The sequence below is a fragment of the Emticicia sp. MM genome, from assembly GCF_001649495.1.
This window is the reverse complement of record NZ_LXHX01000097.1, coordinates 1-26,285: the sequence shown is the minus strand read 5'-3', so window position 1 is coordinate 26,285 and position 26,285 is coordinate 1. Positions and strand designations below refer to the sequence as shown.

Annotated in this window: 21 protein-coding genes; 10 read left to right on the top strand and 11 right to left on the bottom strand. The window is 37.6% G+C overall.

Going from position 1 to position 26,285, the window contains the following annotated elements; all coding sequences use genetic code 11:
- Nucleotides 1–99: 99 nt before the first annotated feature.
- Complete coding sequence (locus tag A6M55_RS11815; protein ID WP_064197794.1) at nucleotides 100–462, top strand: hypothetical protein; 363 nt, start codon at nucleotides 100–102, stop codon at nucleotides 460–462.
- Between the two features lie 120 nt (nucleotides 463–582).
- On the top strand, nucleotides 583–3,609 hold the full coding sequence (gene secDF, locus A6M55_RS11810) for a protein translocase subunit SecDF (RefSeq protein ID WP_064197793.1): 3,027 nt from the start codon (nucleotides 583–585) through the stop codon (nucleotides 3,607–3,609).
- Nucleotides 3,610–3,696: 87 nt separating this feature from the next.
- Here secDF and A6M55_RS11805 read toward each other — a convergent pair whose 3' ends face one another.
- Together A6M55_RS11805 and dinB are read right to left on the bottom strand one after the other, a co-directional pair.
- Nucleotides 3,697–6,729, bottom strand: a complete 3,033-nt coding sequence (locus tag A6M55_RS11805; protein WP_064197792.1) for an aminotransferase class III-fold pyridoxal phosphate-dependent enzyme — start codon at nucleotides 6,727–6,729, stop codon at nucleotides 3,697–3,699.
- 72 nt (nucleotides 6,730–6,801) lie between these two features.
- The gene (gene dinB / locus A6M55_RS11800) at nucleotides 6,802–7,842 is read right to left on the bottom strand and encodes a DNA polymerase IV (RefSeq protein WP_229235523.1); all 1,041 of its coding nucleotides are present in this window, start codon (nucleotides 7,840–7,842) and stop codon (nucleotides 6,802–6,804) included.
- A gap of 137 nt (nucleotides 7,843–7,979) precedes the next feature.
- Between dinB and A6M55_RS11795 the strand changes: the two genes are divergently transcribed.
- The 8 genes from A6M55_RS11795 (at nucleotide 7,980) to A6M55_RS11765 (ending at nucleotide 14,248) form a co-directional block, all read left to right on the top strand.
- The gene (locus A6M55_RS11795; RefSeq protein WP_156511042.1) at nucleotides 7,980–8,666 is read left to right on the top strand and encodes a hypothetical protein; all 687 of its coding nucleotides are present in this window, start codon (nucleotides 7,980–7,982) and stop codon (nucleotides 8,664–8,666) included.
- Between the two features lie 163 nt (nucleotides 8,667–8,829).
- Nucleotides 8,830–9,555, top strand: a complete 726-nt coding sequence (locus A6M55_RS11790) for a YebC/PmpR family DNA-binding transcriptional regulator (RefSeq protein ID WP_064197789.1) — start codon at nucleotides 8,830–8,832, stop codon at nucleotides 9,553–9,555.
- Nucleotides 9,556–9,614: 59 nt separating this feature from the next.
- Entirely contained in the window at nucleotides 9,615–11,009 is a 1,395-nt protein-coding gene (locus A6M55_RS11785; RefSeq protein WP_064197788.1) for a hypothetical protein, read from the top strand.
- 88 nt (nucleotides 11,010–11,097) lie between these two features.
- Nucleotides 11,098–11,331: a hypothetical protein gene (locus tag A6M55_RS11780; protein ID WP_064197787.1), complete on the top strand. Its 234-nt coding sequence runs from the start codon at nucleotides 11,098–11,100 to the stop codon at nucleotides 11,329–11,331.
- Nucleotides 11,328–11,444 carry a PIN domain-containing protein gene (locus A6M55_RS17580; RefSeq protein WP_229235522.1) on the top strand — a complete coding sequence of 39 codons (117 nt, stop codon included), beginning with the start codon at nucleotides 11,328–11,330 and terminating at the stop codon, nucleotides 11,442–11,444. The genes A6M55_RS11780 and A6M55_RS17580 overlap by 4 nt, the downstream gene beginning before the upstream one ends.
- Nucleotides 11,445–11,517: 73 nt before the next feature.
- The gene (locus A6M55_RS17575) at nucleotides 11,518–11,736 is read left to right on the top strand and encodes a putative toxin-antitoxin system toxin component, PIN family (RefSeq protein WP_229235521.1); all 219 of its coding nucleotides are present in this window, start codon (nucleotides 11,518–11,520) and stop codon (nucleotides 11,734–11,736) included.
- Nucleotides 11,737–11,866: 130 nt separating this feature from the next.
- The gene (locus A6M55_RS11770) at nucleotides 11,867–13,420 is read left to right on the top strand and encodes a serine hydrolase (protein ID WP_064197786.1); all 1,554 of its coding nucleotides are present in this window, start codon (nucleotides 11,867–11,869) and stop codon (nucleotides 13,418–13,420) included.
- Nucleotides 13,421–13,465: 45 nt separating this feature from the next.
- Nucleotides 13,466–14,248, top strand: a complete 783-nt coding sequence (locus A6M55_RS11765) for an SDR family oxidoreductase (protein ID WP_064197785.1) — start codon at nucleotides 13,466–13,468, stop codon at nucleotides 14,246–14,248.
- A 129-nt stretch (nucleotides 14,249–14,377) separates the two neighbouring features.
- Here the strand turns inward: A6M55_RS11765 and A6M55_RS11760 are convergent, their stop codons facing one another.
- The 9 genes from A6M55_RS11760 to A6M55_RS17465 all read right to left on the bottom strand — a co-directional run.
- A complete protein-coding gene (locus A6M55_RS11760; protein WP_064197784.1) occupies nucleotides 14,378–15,013 on the bottom strand; it encodes a gluconate 2-dehydrogenase subunit 3 family protein in 636 nt (211 codons plus the stop codon).
- A gap of 144 nt (nucleotides 15,014–15,157) precedes the next feature.
- Nucleotides 15,158–16,906, bottom strand: a complete 1,749-nt coding sequence (locus A6M55_RS11755; RefSeq protein WP_064197783.1) for a GMC oxidoreductase — start codon at nucleotides 16,904–16,906, stop codon at nucleotides 15,158–15,160.
- Nucleotides 16,907–17,111: 205 nt separating this feature from the next.
- A complete protein-coding gene (locus tag A6M55_RS11750) occupies nucleotides 17,112–17,471 on the bottom strand; it encodes a hypothetical protein (protein ID WP_064197782.1) in 360 nt (119 codons plus the stop codon).
- Nucleotides 17,472–17,514: 43 nt separating this feature from the next.
- Nucleotides 17,515–18,678: an acyl-CoA dehydrogenase gene (locus tag A6M55_RS11745; protein WP_064197781.1), complete on the bottom strand. Its 1,164-nt coding sequence runs from the start codon at nucleotides 18,676–18,678 to the stop codon at nucleotides 17,515–17,517.
- Nucleotides 18,679–18,783: 105 nt separating this feature from the next.
- Nucleotides 18,784–20,070, bottom strand: a complete 1,287-nt coding sequence (locus tag A6M55_RS11740; protein WP_064197780.1) for an aminotransferase class V-fold PLP-dependent enzyme — start codon at nucleotides 20,068–20,070, stop codon at nucleotides 18,784–18,786.
- Nucleotides 20,071–20,229: 159 nt separating this feature from the next.
- The gene (locus A6M55_RS11735; RefSeq protein ID WP_064197779.1) at nucleotides 20,230–21,075 is read right to left on the bottom strand and encodes a dienelactone hydrolase family protein; all 846 of its coding nucleotides are present in this window, start codon (nucleotides 21,073–21,075) and stop codon (nucleotides 20,230–20,232) included.
- A gap of 122 nt (nucleotides 21,076–21,197) precedes the next feature.
- On the bottom strand, nucleotides 21,198–21,638 hold the full coding sequence (locus A6M55_RS11730; protein WP_064197778.1) for a thioredoxin fold domain-containing protein: 441 nt from the start codon (nucleotides 21,636–21,638) through the stop codon (nucleotides 21,198–21,200).
- Nucleotides 21,639–24,897: 3,259 nt separating this feature from the next.
- Nucleotides 24,898–25,596: a hypothetical protein gene (locus A6M55_RS11695; protein WP_064197771.1), complete on the bottom strand. Its 699-nt coding sequence runs from the start codon at nucleotides 25,594–25,596 to the stop codon at nucleotides 24,898–24,900.
- Nucleotides 25,597–25,638: 42 nt separating this feature from the next.
- A partial coding sequence (locus A6M55_RS17465; RefSeq protein WP_197491701.1) for a hypothetical protein occupies nucleotides 25,639–26,285 on the bottom strand: 647 nt, incomplete at its 5' end.

The window sequence follows — 26,285 nt, the reverse complement described above, 5'->3', positions numbered from 1 at the left end:
AAGAGTAGCTTCGTAATCATAACCTAAACTCACTTTTTTGAATTTTTGGCATAAGATTTGACTTATTTCGAGAAATTCTTGTAGCTTTGCGTTCCTAAAATGAAGAAGTACTCATACATATCACGTGCTTTTGGACTTTTGATGTTCATGATGGTGATGCTGACGAGCGTTTTCGGCAAGCAGCTACCCCAACAAAAACATGATAAGCCCAATAAACCAAAGCAAGAGAAGTCTGACAAAAAGCAGCAATCTGAAAACCAAACAGTTGTTAGCGAGTTGTCGTTGGAGGTGGTTGTACCCAGCCATGCGTTCGACTTCAACCACGACGCCCTCATTTTACCTACTCCGCAAGTTATTTATCTAAATATCGAAAAAACGGCTAAAGTTTTCACGAAGCCAATTTTCATACTTTCTTATTTCGAGAATCTCTACGAGCATTTTATTGCTCCCAACGCCCCATAAATCTTTCGCTCTGAAAGAAATATATTTTTTTCTTTCCTTTTATTGCTTGAATCATGAGTCCTTCGTGATTCCATGTATTATTTTCTATCAAATTTTATTTATTACAAACATTTCCCTAAAATGAGAAACAAAGGTGGTATAGTCGCTCTATTGGTGGCTTTTTTAGCAATTAGTATTTATTTCTTGGCTCGTACTTGGAAAGCCAACGATATTAGAAAAGACGCAGAAGCGTATGCAACAGATAAATCAGGTAAAGTAGATTACACAAAAAAACAACGCTACTTAGATTCACTTTGGAAACAACCAGTTTTCTTAGGAATGACTACTACTGAAGACTTAATGAAGCAAGAATTAGGCTTAGGTCTTGACCTTCAAGGTGGTATGAGTGTTATTTTGGAGGTTTCTCCAACCGAAATCGTTCGTGCATTGGCTGGCTCACGTGACCCTAAAGTAGCGACAGCTATCTCGAAAGCACAAGAAAGAGCAGCAACAAGCAGCACAAACTTCGTCGATTTGTTTGCGGATGAGTTTAAGAAAGTTGCTCCAGATACAAAATTAGCGAGCATTTTCTCGAATAGTTCTAACCGTGGTGTATTGAGTTTAGAATCTTCTGATAGTCAAGTTGTTAGCTATATCAAGAAAGAAGTTGATGGTGCTTTCGACCGTGCATTCCGTATTATCCAAACACGTGTTGATAAATTTGGTGTGGCTAACCCTAACTTACAACGTTTGTCAGGTACTAACCGTATCCAAGTTGAATTACCGGGTGTTGACAATCCACAACGTGTGCGTAAATTACTTTCGGGTGCTGCAAAATTGGAGTTCTGCGAAGTTTATACAATGCAAGAAATCGCTCCAGCATTTGATGGTCTGGCGGCTATTTTATTACAAATGGATGCTGATGCAAAGGCTTCTGCTAAAACTGATTTAGGCAAAATAGCAGGAACGCCTGCCGCAGGAAAAGGCGATAATTCAGCAACTGCAACGAACGATACTTCAAAAAATAGCTTGGCAGCGAAATTGGCTGGTGGAAGCAAAACAGATACGTCTAAGAAAGATTCGGCGGCTTTGGCTCAACGTCAAACAAACGCATTCAGTAATTTATTTATCGGAACTGGCTACGGTGTGGCTGTACGTGTAAAAGATACATCACGAGTGAACACAATCATGCGTCGCCCAGATGTACAGGCACTTTTCCCAGCAAATGCAAGTGCATTATACGATGTAAAACCACGTGCTAATGGTACGAACGCAAGCGAGGAAATCGTTGATATGTATTTTGTGAAAGACTTAGGTAAAGCTCCGTTGGAAGGTGATGTTGTAACAAACGCAACACAAGATTTTGACGAAAGAGGCAAGCCAGCAGTTGAAATGCAAATGAATGCAGAAGGTGCAAGAAAATGGAAAGCGTTGACTGGTGCAAATATTGGTCGTCCGATTGCTATCATTCTTGATAACTTCGTTTATTCAGCTCCAAACGTAAACGGTGAAATCGGTGGTGGACGCTCAAGCATCAGCGGTAACTTTACTGTCGAAGAGGCTCTCGATTTAGCAAACGTATTGAAAGCGGGTAAACTTCCTGCTCCAACAAACGTAATCTCAGAAGACATCGTGGGTGCAACCGTAGGTTCGGAAGCTGCTCGTGCGGGTATCCTTTCATCAATTATTGGTGTATTGTTCGTATTAGCTTTCGTAATGATTTATTACAACAAGGCTGGTTTGATTGCTAATATTGCCCTTATCGTTAACTTATTCTTACTTTTAGGAGTAATGGCATCTTTTGGTGCAACACTTACATTGCCAGGTATTGCAGGTTTAGTATTATCGGTTGGTATGTCGGTCGATGCAAACGTTTTGATTTACGAGCGTATCAAAGAAGAGTTAGTTTTGGGTAAAACATTCCCAGTGGCCGTGCGTGATGGTTTCACAAATGCGATGTCATCAATCATTGACTCAAACGTTACGACTTTAATTACGGGTGCGGTGATGTTTATCTTTGGCTCAGGCTTGATTCTTGGTTTTGCAACAACTCTTTTGATTGGTATTTTCACTTCATTATTCTCGGCGATTTTTGTTTCAAGATTATTGTTTGAATACTATATCAGCAAAGGAAAAACGGTTTCTTTCTTTACAAAATGGACAGAGAAATTATTCAAAGATTCAAACTTTGATTTCGTATCGAAACGTAAATTGTACTATACAATTTCAAGTGCGATTATCATCTTAGGTATTGTTTCTATTTTCTTCAAAGGATTTGGTTTAGGTGTTGATTTCTTGGGTGGTCGTACGTACGTAGCGAAATTTGAAAAAACTGTCAATACTGAAGAAGTAGATGCCGCTTTGAAAGCAACTTTTGAAGGACAAGCAACTGAGATTAAAACTTTCGGAGGTTTCGACCAAGTAAAAATTACAACGCCTTACAAAATCGAAAACACAAGTCCAGAAGTTGAAAAACAAATTGAAACAAGTGTTAATGCTGCTTTAGCTAACGTAAATGGCAATAAAGGTAAAGTAACAAGTTCATCGAAAGTTGGTCCAACGATTGCAAATGATGCCATTGGCGGTGCTTTAAAAGCTGTTTTACTCTCAATTGTATTGGTATTTATTTATATTTTTGTTCGTTTCCGTCGATTGGCTTTTGGTTATGGTGCATTGGTTGCCTTATTCCACGACGTGGCTATTATTCTCGGTATTTTCTCAATTTTCCGTGGAATTCTTCCTTTTTCACTTGATGTTGACCAAGCTTTTGTAGGGGCGGTACTCACAATCATGGGTTACTCAATGAATGATACTGTTGTTGTATTTGACCGTGTTCGTGAATATTTAACCGAAAAACGTGGTGTAAGAGAAGATATTCCGACGGTTATCAACAATGCCTTGAACAGCACATTGAGCCGTACGGCCGTAACTGGTTTCTCGACCTTGGTAGTACTCTTAGTATTATTGATTTTCGGTGGTGAAACTATCCGTGGTTTCGTATTTGCAATGTTTGTAGGGGTAATCGTGGGTACTTACTCATCATTATTCGTAGCAACTCCAATCGTTGTTGATGGAATGCAACGTGACATGAAAAAAGAAGATGCTAAATTGGCAGCCGTGCCAGTTGTAGCAACTGAAGAAGTGAAGAAAGGTGGTAAAAAAGCCTAATGTATAAAGAACAATTTAGAATCGGTGTTGCGAACAACATTGTTTTACAAAAAATGCCTCTTACTTAATTGTGAGAGGCATTTTTGTTTAAAAACTCAACATGAAACTTTCGTTCAAAACTTGTGTTAAAACCTCCAGCATGTAGTCGGCGTTGGCTTTTGAAAAACACATCGGAGGCTTGATTTTTAGTACATTGTGCTGCGGGCCATCGACACTCATCAAAATCTTAAAATCTTTCATTCGATTGGCCAAATAGTTTGTCTCGTCTGGTAAAGGTATTTTGTTTTCATCCACCAGCTCTATTCCCAAAAATAAACCTTCGCCTCTTACATCGGCAATTATCGAATAGCTTTGTTGTAGGTTTTTAAGCTGTTTTTTTAGGTATTCGCCAACTTCTAAGGCATTTTCTTGGAGTTTGTCTTCTTTGATTACCTGCAAAACTTGTCGCCCGATGGCACACGAAACGGGGTTTCCACCAAACGTATTGAAATATTCCATGCCATTGGCAAAAGCATCGGCCACCGCTCTTGTGCAGACAACGGCCGCCAATGGATGCCCATTTCCGATTGGTTTTCCCATCGTGACAATATCAGGCACAACACCTTGCAACTCAAAGCCCCAAAAGGCTTTTCCCACTCGCCCAAAACCGACTTGAACTTCATCTGCAATGCAAACGCCACCCGCCTCACGTACATAGCGGTAAGCATCTTTTAAATAGCCTTCGGGTAAATCAATTTGTCCGCCACAACTCACAATGCTTTCGGCAATAAAAGCCGCTACATTTCTATTTTTTGATTGTATTTTCTGAATTTCTTCCGCTACGTGTTTAGCATATTTTTCTCCAGTATTTTCGCCTTGATAAATACCACGGAACGCATCGGGTAGCGGAACAATGTGCGTGTGTTCGGGGCAACCTTTACCACCTTTCCCATCAAATTTATACGAACTAATATCTATGCAGCCTTGTGTGTTTCCGTGATAGCCAATTTCTAAGGCAATTATGTCTTTTTCTCCAGTCATGGCTTTGGCCATTCTTAGTGCCAATTCGTTGGCTTCGCTACCCGAATTTACAAAATGCAAAACCGATAATTCTTCGGGAAAAGTAGCGAGCAATTCTTCGGCAAATCCCAAAATTTCATCATTCAGATAACGAGTGTTGGTATTCAAAACTGCCATTTGTTGCTGACCAGCCTCTACAACTTTTGGGTGTTCGTGGCCTGCATGAGCAACATTATTGACAGTATCGAGGTATTTTTGGCCAAATTCATCAATCAAATACTGCATTTCGCCCCTGACTATTTTCAGCGGTTTGTCGTAAGATAAACTCAGACTTTTACCCAAATGCTGTTTTCGATAATTGATTTGGTCAAGCTGTTCGGTGCGTTTTTTTGAATTAAGCAATAGTGTTTTGAAAAGAAGATTTGGGTCGGGGCAAATACTCGAAAAAATCGGCCAATTGCTCGGACTCGAAACGCCAATAAAATCATTTTCATGCCCCAACATATCTAAGATTATCTGAAAATGTAAATGCGGCGACCACGCTCCGTTTTCGGCTTCAAGGCCAATCTCGGCTATTTTTTCACCTTTTTTGATAGTTTTTCCTATAAATTTATCGACTAAACTTTCTTTCGTCAGATGGCCATAAAGTGTGTAAAACACCAAACCGTTTACTTGGTGTTTCAGGATGAGCGTTGGGCCATAGTCTTTCGGGTGGTCGTTATTATGGCAGCCAAAAACCTCGCCATCTTCTAAGGCATGAATCGCCGTGTGAGCCAACGTCCAGAAATCAACGCCAATATGAATCGTGCGATGCTCGTAGCCTTCGTTGGTTTTTATCTTAAACGCATCGGTCGTATAAATCGGTCTTGCTTCGCCATAACCGCCCACAAAAAGCAGGTTTTCTTCCTTCACTTTTCGACTAATTTTATCGTCAAGTGCCGCCGAATTGATATAATTACTAAAATTACCAATAAAAGTCGAAGCGATTGACAAATCAAGCGGAGTGATGGTTTTGTTTTTACTTTCGGGAATTAAGTCTTCAATCGTCCAACGACCATTTTGAGCGTACTCGACAAAGGCTTCGTAAGTGCTGCAAGGTGTCATTCCGCACGCACTTCTGAAGGTATAATAGGCGTAATTTTCCGAAATATCTTTCCATTGTTCTAAAAGTCGCCACGCAGATTTTTCGCTAATCAGCAAGTAGTCGTTTTCTGGTTCTTTCTTTTTATTGATGGCCGATTTCGTAACACTTATCACCAAACGCATGGCGGTTGTGGTGTAAAGCACCTGCAATTCTTCGTCTAAAAGCGGAAACTGCTGATGATAACCCGCCACAATGGCTTTTGCAGCTTCCAAAGGTTGCTCAAAATCCATGATTCCGTAAGCCAAAACGACCGATAAATCGTTGATAATCTGCGAGTAAACGCTATCGCCGTAGTCGATGATGGCCTCAACGCTTGGATTTTGTAATTGATGCGAAACGATGATGTTATTATCATTGGCATCATTATGAATCGTACTTTTTCTGAGGTTCTGATACTGCGGCTGAATTGCCTTGAATTTTTCGATGAAAAAGCTGATGATTTCGAGTTCTTTTTCCGAAAATAGCCCAACGTATCGTTCTACCCAAAGAGCATCGGCCAAATTCCAATCGAAACTACGTTTAGCTAAGGCATGATTAAGATCTAAAAGTGCATTAGTTATTTGACCGCATTTTTGGCCAAGCGAAAACCGCAAATTTTCACTTTTAGGGCTTACCGCCGAATACAAATGCCCATCAATCCATTCTAAAAGGCGTACTTTTCTCGTATTTCCGTGAGCGTCGATATAATCGAAAATGCCTTGGCCATCCGCATTTCTGTAAGATTTTGGATAAGTAAAATCGGGTGATTTTTGTTCGAGGTGTTTTAATAAATCATCTTGAAAAGTCAGGTATTCGAGAGCCGCATTGGGGCGACTTACTTTCAAAATATATGATTTCTCAGAACTCATGATTTTGAAATTAAAGTCTATTTCGCCTGCCAATGGCTTGGCACTTCCTTGAATATTGAAATACTCAAAAGCAATTTGTTCGGCAAGTGAGGGTGATATTTGTAGTTGTTGATAAGTTGATTCGGTCATTGGATAGATTAGAGTTTTAACCCCACAAATTAAATGGATTAGATTTAAAACTCGAAGAGTTAGGGCAAAGAATCAAAAACCCAATGTAAGTTGTCGCCCAATCATTTCATCGGCAAATTCGAGGTTTGAAAACGAAACACCCATCAAACGAACACCTTTGGGCATTGGAAGTAGATTATTGAGCATTTCGTAGGCGATTTTTGCCAAAAAATCTTTTTCAAAAACTGCAATTTGTGTCGTACGGCTGCGAGTAATGCTTTCAAAGTCGGCAAACTTTATTTTTAGTGTAATGCTTTTACCAAAGGCATTCGACCGCTGCATTCTTCGCCAAAGTTGTTCGATAATATCATCGAGTTCGAGGTAAAGGTCATCGGGTTCGGTTAAATCACGGTCGAAGGTATTTTCTACACCAACCGATTTTCTGATGCTATCGGGGTTCACGGCTCGGTTATCTACACCACGGGCAATGTCATGGTAATACCGCCCAACTTTCCCGAAATTATTCACCAAAAACTCTACACTTTTTGTTCGTAAATCTTTTCCCGTAAAAATACCCATTTTGTGCATTTTTTCGGCCGTAACTCTACCAATACCATGAAATTTACTGATTTCGAGGGTTTCTACAAAAGCCTCGGCCTGTGAAGGTTTTATCACAAAAAGCCCATCGGGTTTGCGGTAATCGGAGGCAATTTTTGCCAAAAATTTATTGATAGAAACGCCTGCCGAAGCAGTTAGCGTAGTTTTTTCTTTGATTCTGACTTTTATTTCTTGGGCTATCTCGGTGGCGGTTGAGATTCCCTTCAAGTTTTCGGTTACATCCAAATAGGCTTCATCGAGCGAAAGCGGCTCAACTAAAGGCGTGTATTCGAGAAAAATCTCACGAATTTCTCTCGAAACCTGCTTATAAACTTCAAAACGAGGTTTTGCAAAAATCAGATTCGGGCATTTTTGTTTCGCAATCCGTGAAGACATAGCCGAGCGAACGCCAAATTTCCGAGCTTCATAGCTGGCCGCTGCTACCACGCCACGCTCGCTACTTCCACCTACGGCCACGGGTTTCCCTCGTAATTCTACAAAATCACGCTGCTCAACCGACGCAAAAAATGCGTCCATATCAATATGTATGATTTTTCGCTGCAAGGGCTGGCATCAATTATTTTTACCACTATACAACGTTTGAATTAAAAAAAACATTCTCATAATAAATGCCTTATCAAAGTTCGTTAATTATCTATAAAACCAAATATAAAATGAAAACTTCAAAAATAAATAAAGGCTTATTGGCCATCGGTTTGGTTGCTTTGGTGTTGTCGGGCTGTGCATCGTCAAAAGATTTCGTTGCCGAAAACTTTGCTACAATCAAAAATACGCATAAAAAAATCGCCATTTTACCATTTGGGGTTCAGTTTCAGAATCCACTCGACTACTCAAAGCAGGCAAAAGGAAGTCCTGTTCAGCAAGTAAGACGCCCTTTCAGCAAACAAGAGCAAGAGGCAAGTCTCGACGCCCAAAAAGAGCTTTTTATGAATGTGGCCAAACAAGTAGAAAAGGGCCGCTACGAAATTGCGTTTCAAGATTTTACTCGCACCAACAAGGTTTTGGCAGCAAATGGTATTCGCTTAGAAGATATTAAGTTTCAAAATAAAGCTGATTTGGCCAAACTTTTAGATGTTGATGCCGTTATTTTTGGCGAATTGATTGTAAAAATCAGTCGCCCAACCGATCGCTCGATGTCAATCTCGCCCGTAATGATGAACAACACAAGATTCAATGATGGCGTAGAAACCGATGTAAAACTTTTTGATGCCGCCACTGGCGAATTGGTTTGGTCAACAGTTCTTTCAAACCAACCAAATAACAGAATGGATACGCCGCACCAACTTACTACCAGCCTGCTCAATCAGGTAGCGAAGAACTTGCCTTATCGAACTAAGTAGTTTCGAAACGTCGGCAAGCAGTTCCACTGTGGGTTTAACCTTGCCGACGTTAAAAAGAATGGATATTACCTTCCAATTAAAATATATTTGTGCGTTTTTGCGTAAAATTTCATAATTTCGCAGCAAAATAAAGACATACAAAATATTAGAATTTTTATAAATAATGGGAAGAGCGTTTGAATTTAGAAAAGCCCGCAAGATGAAACGTTGGGGGCAGATGGCAAAAACTTTTACAAGAATTGGTAAAGATATTGCGATTGCAGTAAAATCTGGAGGTACTGACCCAAGCAGTAATTCACGTTTACGTGCCTTAATCCAAAATGCAAAGGCGGCTAATATGCCTAAAGCAACCGTTGATAATGCCATCAAACGTGCTTCATCGAAAGACCAAGAAGATTACAAAGAAATGGTGTATGAAGGCTATGGTCAACATGGTGTAGCTATTTTGGTTGAATGTACTACTGATAATACTAACCGTTCGATTGCCAATATTCGTAGTCATTTCACTAAATGCGGAGGAAGCATCGGAACTTCGGGAATGCTCGATTTTATCTTCGACCGTAAATCTGTTTTTAAGATTGCAAATGATGGGAAAACTGATATCGAAGAATTAGAATTTGAATTGATTGATTTTGGAGCAGAAGAAGTTTTCTTGGACGAAGAAGCCAACCAAATCAATATTTATGGTGAATTTACGGCCTTTGGTGCATTACAAAAACACCTCGAAGAAAAAGGTTATGAATTACTTCATTCAGATTTCGAACGAGTTCCGACCGATACAAAAGAACTAACCGAAGAGCAAGCCGCCGATATTGAAAAACTCATCGAAAGACTCGAAGAAGACGATGACGTGCAAAATATCTATCATAACATGGTTGTGAAAGAATAGTAATTGCATAAAATTCTATCAAATAGCCTCTTTCGTGGAGGCTATTTTTTTATAATTCCATGAAAAACGCTCTATTTCTACTCTTTCTGATAAATTTTACGGCTTTTTCTCAGCAACCTTCGCCCGATTCTCTCCGAAAAGATATTGAGCGAAGCCTCCATTATTTAGCTCAAAACCAAACTACCCAAACCATTGAAGGTCAACAGTATGCAGGCGAATGGGTAGCATATATGCAGATGAAAGGCTTTTTTTTCTTGCTCGGTACAAAAAACCGCTATCGAGACTCCAACTGCTTCACGATGGCGGGTATCCATAATATTCTGGCCGAAATGTATTTGGCAGATACGACCCAAAAGCATATTTTACCGATGTTGCAGAAAGTCTATCCCGAAATTTTGAGTTACGGTACTCCTACGCCGCTCGGTTATGAATTTAATTTTTGGAAGAAATTACCACCTCGTCGAGATTTAAGTTGGGGAAAAGAACCAAATCCTGTGCCTTTGGTAAGGCGACCGACAACTTTTAACCTCGAAGAACGCTTCATCAATAATGCAGCCAATGTAGCCAACGATGCCGATGACACGGCTCTCGGAAATTTGGCCATTTGGTATCACCAAAAGATTTTTGGAAAAACCGATTCCATTATTCCGATTAAATACAGCATTTTCGACCAATTTCTTGATAAAAATCGTCAGAATCGACATTGGTATAATTATATGTATCACGGTTTCAAGAAATCGGGAGCGTACATGACTTGGCTGGCTCAAGAATCGACTTACGAAAATTGGCGTTTTCATAAAACCGTTTTCAATAATCTGATTTTCTTTCTGCCGTTTAGTGTGTGCTACCCACACCCATACGTGCCGTACATTCCGTGGGGAACAAATGATGTCGATGTAGTTGTAAATGCCAATGTACTGACGTACCTAACAAAAAAAGGCTCGCTTAATAATAGTAAAGGTAGCAAAGCCGCTCACCAACTCATCGAAAAACACACCAAACGTGGACGATGGAACAGAATGGGCATTTATTACCCAAACCGTTACCATTTTCATTTTGCGGTTGGGCGAGCCTTAGCTGCGGGCGATACCGCCTTAAAAAACTCGGCAAAATTACTTCTGGTTCACCTAAAAAAAAGCCAAAAACTCGACGGAAGCTACGAAAGTTGGAAGCACGTAAATAAGCGAGATGTCTTACAGTCAACTACTTATGCCTTGCTGGCAATGCTTTATCTGAAAGAATCTGGTTTGGATGTTCCACAAGAATCAATCAATCGAGCCATTGCATTTATTGATTCAAAAAAGAAGATCGAACAAAACCAAGCCTATTGGACAGGCGGGGTTTTCTTTTCGGGTGGAACGGTCGTTCGGAATATTCTCTATTTTACCTCTGATGCTTACACGACGGCTTTGGTAGCAATGGCTTATCAGAAATATCTACGACAAATAAATTGAGAGCTAAAGGTTCGTAAAGTATTCTAATCTATTCATCTCATTGCAAAATTGAGTATAAAGAATTATTTTTAGTGAAAATTTCAGACAAATGGCAGCACAAACAATCAATAGTCCACTGAGCGAAAGCCAATTATATATGCTTAGGCTCATGGCGAATATCGAAGAAGATGATTTGATAGAGATAAAAAAACTGGTGCGTAAGTATTTAGCTCAAAAACTAACCAAACAAGCTGATGCCGTATGGGAACAAAACGGATGGACAGCAACCGATGAAGAGCAAATTTTAAATTCGCATCTACGAACTCCCTATAAAAATCAATGAAGATTGTTTTAGATACGAATATTCTACTAACAATCATTTCGAGTAAATCGGCCAATCGAGTGGTTTTTGATTATTTCTTGGAGGAAAAATATACACTTTGTTTCTCCAACTAAATATTGGAAGAGTATGTCGAAATAATTGGCCATAAAATGGGAGCTGATGTAGCACAAACGTTAAGTTGAACTATTGCTTGAACAACCCAATGTAGAGTATATTACTCGATATTTTGCTTGGAATTTGATACAATCTGACCCCGACGACAATAAATTTGTTGACTGTGCCATTGCTTGTAATGCTACTTATTTAGTGAGCCAAGACCGCCATTTTGATGTTCTAAAACAAATTCCCTTCCCTAAGATTCAAGTTTTAAAAGTAGAAGAATTTTTGAACGTTTTAGTCCAATAACTTTTGTAAAATTATGTGGCGTAAAATAGCCATATAGTTAAACCATACTCAGCTTACAAGCTTTCATAAATTGTATTTCTCCCCAAATTAAGATAAATTCGGGCATTATATTCATCTTCATTCTTTACCCATGAAAAAAATCCTATTTGCCTTTATCATTTTATCATCAAGCTTTTTTTCGAGCAAGGCACAAACCATCACCTCGGCCGAAATTGATGCCTTAGTTGAGCGAACCCTAAAAACGTTTGATGTGCCAGGAATTGCCGTGGCCGTTATTAAAGATGACAAAGTAATTCATGCCAAAGGCTATGGCGTTCGTTCGCTAAGAACCCAGCAAAAGGTTGATGAAAATACGCTTTTTGGCGTAGCTTCCAATAGCAAAGCCTATACCGCAGCCGCTCTGGGAATGTTAGTTGATGAGAAGAAAATCAAGTGGGACACCAAAGTAACCGATATTATTCCCGAATTTAAATTATACAATCCGTACGTAACCGAAGAGTTTACTATCAGAGATTTGCTTTGTCACCGTAGTGGAATGGGCTTAGGGGCTGGAGATTTAATGATGTTTCCCGATTCCAGCAATTTCACTAAAACCGATATTATTCATAATCTTCGCTACCTAAAGCCTGTTTCGAGTTTCCGCTCAAAATATGATTATGATAATAACCTTTACATCGTAGCGGGCGAAGTTGTTGCTCGTGTTTCGGGTATTTCGTGGGAAGACTTTGTAGAAAAACGCATCATGCAACCGCTCGGCATGACCAAAACAGCGGCTTCGATAAGCAGGCTCAAAGACAAATCGAATATTATTTCTCCGCACGCCCCAGTAAATGGAAAAGTACAAGCCATTGATATTGACTGGAGCGAAACCGCCAATGCTGCGGGCGGAATTTGCAGTAGTGTTTCGGACATGAGCAAATGGGTGATTGCCCAAATCAATGGCGGAAAGTACGGCGATGGTTCAAAAAGACTTTTCAGCCAAGAAGTTCACGAGGAAATGTGGACACCACAAACCATTATTCCAGTTCGTGGCCCAACGGCTTATAATACACACTTTTCGGCTTATGGATTGGGTTGGTTTTTAAGCGATGTGAAAGGCTACAAGCAAGCTACCCACACAGGCGGCTTGGCTGGTGTAGTAACACAAATAACGATTTTACCTGAATTAAAACTCGGAATCATTGTTTTTACCAACCAACAAGTCGGTGCAGCTTTTACGGCCATCACGAATACCATTAAAGATAGCTACTTAGGAATGCCAAAAGTTGACCGTGTGGCTGAATACCACGCCCGTGTGGTGGCTGGCAACGAAAATGCCAAGAAAATCACGGATGAAATATGGTCAACTATTGATGCTCAGCAAAAAAATAATACAAAAATCGACCTCAATCAATTTGTTGGTACGTACAAAGATGCGTGGTTTGGCGATGTAACGATTTCGTTGAAAAACGGAAAATTACTATTTGCTTCGAAGCGTTCACCAAAAATTTCGGGCGAAATGCTTTACTACAAAGGCAATACGTTTGTAGCGAAATGGAACGATAGAAGCCTCGATGCCGATGCCTATGTAAACTTCAATTTAGATACCGAAGGCAAAGCCGCAGGAATGACCATGGAAGCAATTTCGCCATTAACCGATTTTAGTTTTGATTTCCAAGATTTGGAGTTTCACATAGTCAAATAGTTTTCATAAAGAATAATTCAACCTCAAAAATCCATTTTAAAACAAATGAATCTTAATTTAAGCGACAAAGTAATTATCGTAACTGGCGGAGCAAAAGGCATCGGAGAAGGCATCGTGAGAGTGTTGGCCAATGAAGGTGCAATTCCCGTAATTATTGGCCGTAATGAAGCCGATAACTTAAAATTGGTCAACGAAATAATTGCTTTGGGTCAGAAATGCGAACAAGTGGTAGCCGAACTTTCGCAGCCAAGTGAATGTGAAAAAGCCATTGCCGAAATCAATCAAAAATTTGGCCGAATTGATGGCGTTGTGAATAATGCTGGTGTAAACGATGGCGTTGGACTCGAAAATGGTAATTATGAGCGATTTATGGAGTCTTTGCACAAAAACTTAGTGCATTATTATCTAATCGTTCAGCACGCTTTGCCAGCTCTGAAAGCATCAAAAGGTTCGATTGTAAATATTGGCTCAAAAACTGCCGAAACTGGACAAGGTGGTACATCGGCCTACGCAGCCGCCAACGGTGGCAGAAATGCTCTCACGCGTGAATGGGCAGTTGAATTATTGAAATACGGCATCAGAGTAAACTCCTTAATTGTGGCCGAATGTTATACGCCTCTTTACGAAAAATGGATACAAACCTTGCCAAATCCAGCAGAAACTTTGGAAAAAATCAACTCAAAAATTCCATTGGGCAACCGAATGACAACCGCCGAAGAAATAGCCAATATGGTCGTTTTCTTACTTTCTGACAAATCAAGCCACACCACTGGCCAACTGATTCACGTCGATGGTGGTTATGTACATTTGGATAGAGCTTTGTTGTAGAATTTTCTATATAAAACGCTTTTTTAACGTCGGCATGGCTTCGAGCCATGCCGACGTTTTTGTTCTGGGCAAAAATAAAGGCTCAGTAGAAAAATTCTACCGAGCCTTGTAAACTGTCGACTAAAAAAATCAATCTTTTTTGTCATAAAGAGGGTCATACTTCAAGCCGTATTTATCCAATACATCTTGCGGAACACCATCCCATTGATTTGGGCGATTTCCTACATAACCCAATACTTCAAATCCTGTTTGTGTTGTAAAATAACCCGATACAGTTAGGTTTCTCATTTGCGTAAAAAATGCTGCTCCTTGTGTATATTCTGGTTTTACATCATTCGGATAAGCAATTTCATCAACAATCTGAATTCTTTCTTTTGCCGAACATAAAGAAAAAACCTTACCAAATTGCTTCAAACAAACATTATCCAACCATTTCAAACCGCCACGAAGTGGAGTCTGATACGCAGGTTGGTCTTTTGCCATAAACTCTATGTAAGCTGGCACGCCTACTTGCGTAGCACTTCCCGATTTTGCATCGGCAGGCATAATAATGTCACACAAAATACCAATCGTTGTCAATTCGGCAGCCGTGAAAAACTTCTCGGCCATTAGTTTTTTATCACGCTCAATTTCCTCGGCTACACGAGCAGGCGTGGTCTTAAAAGGCTTTGGGTCTGGAGCAGCCGCTACCAAATCGGTAGTTGGTAAAGCCGCCATTCCGAAAGTACCTAAAGATATTGCTTTTAATGTATCTCTACGTTTCATGTTTTTCTTTATTTGGAAGCGAGACACAAGATTTGAGATACGAGATTTTATTATCAGATATTCTTTTGGTGCTGAGCGATGCCTAAGCTACCGAAATATATAAAACAAAATCTCTTGTCTCTTGTCTAATATCTCATGTCTAAATTACAAATTCTTAGCTTTTACTTGGTCGATGATGTAATCTGAAGTACGCCACGAACTCGCCAAGATTGTCCATGTAACGTTCTTATCACCTTGCGAAACAAACGGAGCCGCATCAACCACAAATAAGTTTTTCACATCGTGTGCTTGTTGCCATTTGTTCAATGCCGATTTTTTAGGGTCATTACCCATACGAACCGTTCCAACTTCGTGGATGATTTCTCCTGGTTGAGCCAAACCATAGTTGGTGCTTGCATCTGGTTTTTTACCCAAAGCAATACCGCCCATTTCGTGGATAATTTGCTCGAATGTATCCTGCATGTGTTTGGCTTGCTTAATTTCATTTTCGCTCCATTTGTAGTTGTAGCGAAGCGTCGGAATACCGTACTTATCAACATTATTTGGGTCGATTTCGCAGTAGTTCGACTCCAACGGAATAGGTTCTCCACGTCCAGCCATACCGATATACGCACCGTATGTACGAATCACATCTTCTTTCAAACCTGCACCGTAGCCACCAGCACGTTTTTTATTACCATTTTTATCGGTGTAAAGACCGTTTACACGCTCAATTCCACCACCGAAACCACCGCCTGGCATTCCCATACCACCGCCGTATTCGATGTGATACCCACGTGGGAAATCTAATTTTTTATTATCCAACCACCATGGCGTAAATACGTGCATACCACCAACACCATCTTCATTGTAGCGTTTTCTATCCATCAAGGCAGGAATAAATGCCGAACGGCTCGCACCAGTCGAGTCATTGAGGTATTTACCCACAACTCCGCTATCGTTAGCGAGTCCTTTTTGGAATCTTGATGATTTTGAATTTAAAAGAATACGAGCTGTTTCGCAAGTACTGGCCGCCAAAACCACAATTTTACCTTTGATTGTGTATTCTTTCAAGTCCATTTTATTGACATACGAAACACCCGTTGTTAAACCAGTGTTAGCATCGGTCAATACTTCACGCACCATTGCGTTGTTTATCAAAGTCAAGTTACCTGTTTTTGCGGCAGGAATACAAAGCACCGAAGAAGCCGAGAAGTCGGCATAAGCTTGGCAAGCACGACCGCACTGGCCGCAATAGAAACACGAACCACGAGAGTCATTGATTGGCTTCGTAAGCATGGCCATACGAGAAGGAATTACAGGAATTCCGATGCCTGTAGCCGCTTTTTTGAGCATTAACTCATGCAAACGTGGTTTTGGAGGAGGTAAGAAAATACCATCTGGCTCGTTTCGGATACCTTCTTTTGTACCGAAAAGACCAATCATTTTATCTACTTTATCATAGTAAGGTGCAAGGTCTTCGTAATCAATTGGCCAGTCGTCGCCAATACCAGTCAAAGAGCCTCTTTTGAAATCATCTGGACCGAAACGCATCGAAATACGCCCCCAGTGATTGGTACGCCCACCCAACATTCTTGAGCGGAACCAACGGAATTGCGTACCTTGAGCAGCCGTATAAGGCTCGCCCTCGATGTCCCAGCCACCCCAAGCAGCATCAAAATCTCCAAACGGACGATGGCGAGTACTTGCTCCACGACGAGGAGATTCCCAAGGGTTTTTCATTTGGGTAATATACTTTGGGTCAGCGGGGTCGAAGTAGCCACCAGCTTCCAACAAACAAACTTTAGCACCAGCTTTTGCGAGTTGATACGCTGCCATACCACCACCAGCTCCTGAGCCAACAATGACAACATCATACACTTTAGCCTGCTCTTTAATCTCGAATAAGTTCATTTTTTATTAGGGATGAAATAGAAATTAATTGCTTTAAGAATCAAACTACTAAAATAGAAGATTTTATTTTTATTTTGATAAAAAGTGAAGATATTATTTTTAAAAAAATTTAATTTAGGTGGTGCAGATATTAAAAAAGGCTCAACTTGAGCCTTTTAGTAGAGCAATTTTCTAAATCGCTCTCAACACAATTTAAAATTTTGTGCTACTCTATGATTGTTAGGTTAGCTTCGCTTTCGAGTTTTATTTGTGGTTTTTCTTTATAAATACTCACAATTCCTTTCACTTTTATTGACTTTCCTTGTAAAGTAGCTTCTGAAAATTTCCCTTTTGAAATGACTTCACCTTCAACAACAACAGTAATGTCATTGCTTGGGTGAGGTTTATCAATGTTTAACAAAAGCATATCGCCCATTGGTCTTTGAAAAAGTCTTGAACCAGCAACTTTACCCGTCAAGAAAACTTCTTTACCCACAAAATCTTTAGCTTGCGAAGCCGTGATGGTTTCTTGTGAAAAAGCTGAGAAACCAATGCAAACAAATAATACCAGAAATAGATTTTTCATGTTAATTTTTAAAATGGCTAAATGCAAATTTTATGCAAAGCTATCATTTCAAAATCTCTCTTGCAATCACAAGTTTTTGAATCTCGGAAGTTCCTTCATAAATCTGCGTAATTTTAGCATCACGCATGAGGCGTTCTACGTGGAATTCTTTTACATAACCATAGCCCCCGTGAATCTGTACGGCTTCGGTAGTTGCCCACATGGCTACTTCTGAGGCAAAAAGTTTGGCCATCGCTGCTGATTCTACGTAATCTTTGCCTTCGTCTTTTTGGCGAGCGGCCTTATAAACCAACAAACGAGCTGCTTCTATTTTGGTTGCCATTTCGGCCAATTTAAACTGAATTGCTTGGTGTTCGCTGATGGCTTTGCCGAATGATTTACGTTCTTTTGAATATTTTACGGCCAGTTCGTATGCACCTGCTGCAATGCCGAGAGCTTGTGCAGCAATTCCGATTCTTCCACCGTTGAGAGTTGTCATGGCAAACTTAAATCCAAAACCATCGGCTCCGATGCGGTTTTCTTTCGCAACTTTTACATCAGTAAACATCAAAGAATGTGTATCTGATGAGCGAATTCCCATTTTATCTTCTTTTTTTCCTACTACAAAACCTTCAGTGCCTTTTTCGATAATTAAAGCATTGATTCCTTTGTGTTTTAGTTCGGGGTGGGTTTGAGCAATAACCAAACAAACCGACGATGTTCCACCATTGGTAATCCAGTTTTTTGTACCGTTTACTAAATAATAATCGCCTTTGTCTTCGGCGGTTGTTTTTTGTGAAGTTGCATCTGAGCCAGCTTCGGGTTCAGACAAGCAAAAAGCCCCGATAATTTCGCCCGATGCGAGTGGCTTTAAATATTTTTGTTTTTGTTCTTCTGTTCCGAAAGCCTCTAAACCCCAACACACCAACGAGTTGTTGACCGACATCGCCACTGAAGCAGAAGCATCCACTTTCGAGATTTCTTCCATCGCCAGCACATACGAGATTGTGTCCATACCACCGCCACCGTATTCGGGCGAAACCATCATTCCCATAAAACCTAACTCTCCCATTTTCTTGATTTGCTCATACGGAAACACCGAATGGGTATCTCGCTCAATGGCAGTAGGTAAAAGCTCATTTTGGGCGAAATCTCGGGCTGCGGCTTGCACCGCCAAATGTTCTTCGGTTAAGTTAAAGTTGATTCCTTCTATTGTAGTTGCTGTCATAGTTTTACTTGGTTTTGTTTTAATGTTGTTGATGAATCAAAGTTATATAAAAAAATATTAGTATGCAAGCATACTAATATTTTGGGTTTTTTATGGTTTTAAGTCTTATAGTTTTGTCAGATGCTGCACTCCGTCTAAGAGACGGTCTAAATCTCGTAGTGAGGTGTAAACGTGTGGGGTAACTCTCACTCCATCGAGTTTTTCCCATTTGGTTGGTGAGGTGTGTATTTTGAACTTAGCAAACAATTCGCCTTCCATTTTTCCTGCTTCTAAACCTTCAACACTAAAATGTGCCAATGCCCCCGAAAATTCGGGTTTTAGCGAAGTATTCATTTTTATTTTAGGCATTTTACTTGCCTCTTTTGCCCAATAATCTTTTAAGAAACGTAAACGGGCTTCTTTTCTTGCATTACCAATGGCCAATTGGAAATTAAGTGCTTGTCCGATGGCTTGCTCAATCATAAATGGACGAGTGCCAAGGTTTTCAAATTTTCGGATATTGTCAGAATTTGGTTTATCGTTGGGAATAAGTGGAAAAACTTTGCTAATTTTTTCTTTTTTCACCCAAAGCATTCCCGAACCGATGGGAGCAGAAAGCCACTTGTGCAGACTTGTTCCGTAATAATCTCCGCCCAAATCAGGAATTTTGTATTCGAGATGAGCAAACGAATGAGCTCCATCAATCAAAACTTCGATACCACGTTTGTGGGCTTCGTCGGCAATGCGTTTGGCTGGAATAACTTGTCCATTCCAATTCATAATGTGCGTGATATGCACAATTTTAGTGCGTGGGGTCATTTGCTCGACATATTTCTTGACAATTAATTCAGTGTCTTCAGCGGGCAAATCAAGTTCTACATAATTGATTTTTAGCCCATCACGTAATTCTCGTTGACGCCAGGCATGCAGCATATTCGGGTAGTCGTAGCGGGTCATTACGATTTCATCGCCTCGCTGTAAGGGTAAACCCATAATTACGGTATCGAGAGCTTCGGTGGCATTTCGATTGATGGCTATTCCGTCGGGCGAAACTCCTGCATATTTTGCCAAATTTTCACGCAGTGGTTCTCTGCCTTGGTCTAAGATTCGCCACATATAATAACTGGGTGCTTCGTTGGCGAGTTTATTATATCTATCAACGGCATTTTGCACTACCATTGGTGATGGACTCACACCTCCATTATTTAGATTAATGATTTGTGGTGAAACTGTGTAAGCTTGCTGTATTTGCCACCAATAATCTTCATCGGTTGCCAGTTCGATGGCTGACTTTTCTGGTTTGTAAGCAGCCAAAGTTAGTAATTCCTCATGGGAAAAAGCTTTTAACGATGGAATGAGTGAGGTACTGGCAAGCATGGCGGCTTTGCTCAAAAAACTACGGCGTGAGGGCATGGTTCAGGGAGGTTTTAGTTTGGATGATTTTAGAGAAGTGAATTTATTGAAATATGCTGATAAAAAAATGAGTTGTACTCAATTTTTTGCTTTTGAAAGCTAAAATTGAGTACAACTCATTATGTTTTTACAGCGAACCTAAGGTTCGCTCCAGAATATTTACAAAAGTTTCTTTTTTAAATACTCGATAGCCATTCCGTAGGCTTCTTTAGCTTTGGCTTCATCGTATTTCGGATTGCTTGGATTCGCAAATGCGTGTTCAGCTTCAAAGATTTTATAGTTGAGAGATTTACCCGCAGTTTTCATATTTGCTGCAAATTCTTCAATTACTGCTTTAGAAATCCATTGCTCGGTTGCGAAAAGACCAAGAACATCAGTATTCAATGTCTTTAGCTTTTCAACATCTTTTACTGGCATTCCGTAGTACATTACCGAACCTACTGTTTGTTTTCCACCAATAATAGCCGATTTCAATGACCAGCCACCACCAAAACACCAACCAACGTTAGCAACTTTAGCTTTCTTACCTGCAAATTGTAAGCCACCTTGCACGATGCTTTCAAGACGAGCCTCAACCACACCTTGCATATACTTTCCTGCTTCGCTTGCATCAGTTGCCAGTTTCCCATCGTACATATCAAGTGCTAACACATTTACATTTCCGCCTAAATCATTGTAAAAAATATCGGCTTGGCGTTTGATGTGGTCGTTTAAGCCCCACCATTCTTGATATACAAAGAGCCATTTGTCTGACTTCTTTTTGGCTTTTACGAAATACGCATTGGCTTTTTTGCCATCTGGTGTAGCAAATTCAGTCATTTTTCCGCCAACTTCACTTGTATGCTTATAAACGATTGGTGCTAAGTGAGAAGCGATAAAAGCTTTATCCGATGCAAAAACGCCCATGTTTCCATCATTACTGGCAAAAACCAATTCGCAACAACTTTGTGAGAAGCTAAACGCTGAAATACTTGCCAAAGCAAGTGTAAAGAAAAGTTTTTTCATTTGATATAAAAATTAGATGTATATACATATATAAACGGAATTTTTGAGTAAAAGGTTTATAATAAAAAAAGAGAAAACATTGAATGCTTTCTCTTTTCTAAAATATCACATATTACGATTGATTACACTTTTCTCTTCTCTACCAATTTCTTTCCTGCACTTAAAAGTTGGTCAATTTCGGTATAACCCAAAAACATTTTTACAACTTTACCCGTGTTTGGGTCAATGAAAAACAAGGATGGATAGCCTTGTACTTCATAGATACTTGAAAGCCTTACGCCTTCGTCAGACTCCATATCAATGGCTGCATTTACAAAGTTTTGGTTGAAAAAATCTCCCAAGTTTTTATCTGGAAAAACCCTCGCTTGAAGCATTTTACAAGGCCCACACCAAGTTGTGTAGGCATCCATAAAGATAAGCTTTTTCTCGGCTTTGGCTTTTTCAACAATTTTTTTCCAAGATGCTTCAGTAAACTTTATGCCTGTGGTACTCTTACCGTGTTGAGCAAATGAAGCCATGCTCATGAAAACGCCAACAAGTGCTATAAAAAGTGTTTTCTTCATTTTTGTGTTTGGTTTTCAAAATAACTGTCTAAATAGTTATTCGTTCATAAGGTTAATAATTGAATTCTATAACGTAAAAAGCTATATAAATAGTTTATTATGTGATGAGCAAGTTTTGTTCCAAATTTCACCCTGTGTCTCGTCCTAAAAAAAGTTTACATTTTTTAATAAAAATTTTTCAACCGATGAGAAAATTAAAGGTATTGATAGTGTTTCAAAAACCACTAATAGAATCCAAGCTATTCTTTTCATTTAAATATAATTTTCCAACTTTTGGGGGCTGACACAGGCTTCTTTTTGATATTATGTTTTTGCATATGATATAATAAAAAAAACTACAATAAGGAGTGAAGGATTCAGTCCATTACAAAATATTATAGAATTCTTAGTCAGTTTTTTTTGAAAAAAAATACTTGATTATCATTAAGCAGAGATAGAATAAAAATATTTGTATCGCAATTATGATGATAAGCAAGCCCCATTTTGTAAACTTTCCATTTAAACTTATATAAATGAATAGTAATATTGCATATATAATCAACCCAATAAAAATGCGAATGAATTTATTCTTGATTATTTCTAAAATACTAATGCTTGAATATCCAACTAAAAACGATATACTCAGTAAAGCAAATGAATAGAAAAAAAAACCATAATCATGTAAACTTTCCGAAATAGAGTTTCCTAAAATCCAAAAACAAACAAATACTAAATCAGATATACTAATCTGTTTCACGATAAGTTTCATTGAAATATTATTTATAGTGTTGACTAACCCAATACAGTATTTGCCATTTACCTGTTTTATCATTCTGTAAACTATGTAGAAACTAATACATACTTTACTTACTAACAAAACCACACTGGTGATGATTACATTACATCCAGTTCTTCAATAATTTTACCTATTTGATTTGAATAGTAGTACAAAAGTAAAATTGAAATAACCACATAGCATATGGAAAAAGAAGCATTATTAATATTATTGTGAAAGGCAGAGATTGAGTAGTTGAGATATAAAAGCAATAGTAAAAGAAGGGATGTTTTTAACTCTTTTATATAAACAGAACTAATGTAAATAAGAAATAATGTAATAATTGTTAGTACTAATATTTCTAATAATTGATAAATAGAGATTGTGAAAATAAGAATCATTTTACCCCTTATATCTTCAATAGGATAAAATAAGAAAGGTATAACTTGAAAGACACAGATACGTAAATCCTCTTTCATTAATTTCCAAAACAATTTATTTGTCGCCATTTTATTTAAACTTTATTTTAAATGCTAATGTGTTAAATGTACAATTTTTGTTTATTTTAATCACATCTTTTATTTCTGTTACCTCCGTGTTTACAATTGCTTCTACTTGTCTTAGATAGGCTAATGTATTCGTTTTAGCAAGTTCTGCCTCTTTTAAATAATCTGTTTGTATAACAGCATCTATTGAAGCAACAAACTTTGATGGAACAGAATTTATCTATCAAACATTTTGTCAATGCTTCTAATACAAAAATAGTCTAAGAGATAAAATAATATATTCAAGATTACTCCCAAAACATACATTTTTATAAGGTCATTTTGTAAATAAACTTTGTCCAACAAACTAACATTAAATATGATAATGTTCTGTAAAAGGAATATTATCGTACTGACTATTTTAAAATTTTGGAGAAATATTCTTAATATCAAAAATAAAGGAATTAAATAGACAATATACAATATTTGAGAAATGTCATTCGATTGTCTGTATTGTATAAAATTTCTTAAATGATTATTCAAGATATAAATATGTATAACAAATACTAATGAGAGTTCTGCAATAAATAAGACAGATTTGATTAAGTATTTATAATTTTTAGTCATTTACATTTATTATTAAATATAAAACGTGCAAAATCACTCAAAGAAATTGTTTCATTAACAATTTCCTTATGTTTATGTTTGTTAAATAATTATAGGAATCTACTTTTCGCCTACTTTATCTATCAATTTCACTAAAAAATCATCTGCATAATAGAATAATAAATTTAAAATGGCACCAAACAGATACAATTTCATTAGGCTATCTCCATCATTTAGACTACTCAGAAGAAAGACGGTAAACATATAGATATTTTGTAAAATAAATATGGGTTTAATAACACCATTGATTGTTTGAAATAATAATCTTATAAGCAAAAAAATGGGGGATATATAAACGATATAAAGTAAACTACTCATTACATCAATAGAACCACTTGTAACTTTTACAAATTTTGATAAAGTATGGTCTCTCAAATATATATGAAGGATAAGTATCAAAATTCATTCAATAATAAATAAGGCGGATTTTAAAGCTATTTTGCTCATTTGAAAATTAATTAACTACCTTTTTATCTATCAATTTTACCAAGAAATCATCTATATAATAGAAAACTAAATTTAAGACTACCCCAAAGAAAAATAATTTCATTAAATTATCTTTATAAAGCATATTTACTTCGCTCAATAAAAAAACTGTGAATAGATAACAATTTTGTATAATGAATATAGGTTGATTTATCCTATTAACAGTTTGAGAAAGCAATCTAAATAGTAAAAAAAATGGAGATATATACACAATGTAAATAAAACTACTTATGAGACCACTTGAGCTAGATTGATAATTTATAAACTTAGGTAGGCTATATTTACTCATGTATATATGAAGAATAAATATGGATATCCACTCAAGAATAAATAAAGTTGATTTTAAAATTATTTTTTTCATTTGTTAATTGCATTTGTTATGAAATATAAATCGTGTGAAATCACCAAGGGAACTGGTTTCATTTACAATTTCTTTATTTTTTACATTTATTAAATAATCTCAAAAAATCTACTTATTGCTTGTTTTATCTATTAATTTTACTAAAAAATCATCTATATAATAGAAAACTAAATTTAAGACTGCACCAAAAAGATACATCTTCATTAGGCTATCACCACCATTTACTTTGCTTAATAAAAACACTGTAAGCATATAGATATTTTGTAAAATAAATAAAGGTTTATTTAGACTGTTAATGGTTTGAAGCAATAATCTTAGAAGTAAGAAAATGGGTGTTACATAAACGATGTAAACTACTCTACTCATTACATCAATCGAACTACTTTTGAAATTTATAAAGTCAGGCAGATTATGATTTCTTAAGTATATATGAAAGATTAATATTAATACCCATTCAAGGATAAATAGAACTGATTTTAAAGCTGTTTTTTTCATTGTCGTATTAAATTATTTGCATTTATTATGAAATATAAATCGAGTAAAATAACCCAAAGAACTTGTTTCATTGACAATTTCTTTATTTTTAATATTTATCAAATAATTTCGGGTTCTTTTAATATCATTTTTATATTGTAATTCAATATCTTCATCGTCAATAGCTACTGCCGCTATGCCATGTGATTGCCAATTAGTTAAGAATTTATAAATATCAACATTGTTTTTTTTATTGTGCAAAGCTATTTCTACATCAATCACTCCTCTCATAGAGCATTTATTTTTAGTAACATAATCAACCATTCGCTGAAATACCTCAATATTTAATTGACCTGATAAATTAAATTTGTATTTGAGTAGTGCTGCTAAATTCTTCACATAAGAGAGATACCAATCTCCTCTTATAAAAATATAATCGGCATTTGCTTTATCAAGAAAAGAATGCTCCAAGGTCATAAAACAATCTGAACAGCCATATAATCTAAGATTTCCATTCTTAGTTGGGTTTTGAGCATATACCTTGTAAACATCAACCAGAAAATCTGATAGTTTAACTCTTTCTCCTCTCGAATTTACCCAAACACTGGTTTTATAAACTAAGCCATAATCAAGATTTCCTCCATATTTTCGTACGTATTCGTTGATTAACTGCATCCATTCCGGCACTTTATTTTCTATCATTCCACTACTCACATTTTGCCAAGATAGCATTAGTTTTTGTAAAATATCAGCTTCTGTCTGAGATATACCATCTTACACATTTACTCCCGCAATATCTAATTTATTCAAATCACTGGGGTTTATACTTCGTAGTCTTGTATGTGCGTAGGTATCTCCAAACCGATGAATAAGAAATCCTAAAGTTTTCAAATCTGAAGTGGGTGTACTCATAATACCAAGAGCCGTAAGAAATTCTTCTACTCCATGAAATCCACCATTTAATGTATGATATATTTTTTGTAGTGAGCCATTAGCCCAAGTGTCATCTACAATATATTCTTTAGTTTTAAAATTAATATCAGTATCTGGGTCTTCTGCTGCTATTGCCAAATTTCTTGCATCTGTGTCACTCATTCCTAATTGTAACGCAATAAGATAAACTGTAGAAAAATGTCCGTCGGTTTCCCAAAGAGGTTTAAGAACCCCAGTAATGCAAGCATCAATATTCTCAACAACATCATCAATTAAATTAGGATTAGAGACTAAATCATTAAATTGTTCTTTTAAAGAAGTGCCTTCTATATCCTTTACCAAGCCATCAATAGCAGTTTGGCATTGTGAACTACCTGCTGCAATTTGTGTAATCATAGCATCAGTAATGGGTGGTAGACTGATACCTTTATTTTCAAAAATAGGATTTTGAAGAATGGTGTTTTTTAGTATCTCTACTTTTTCGGTAG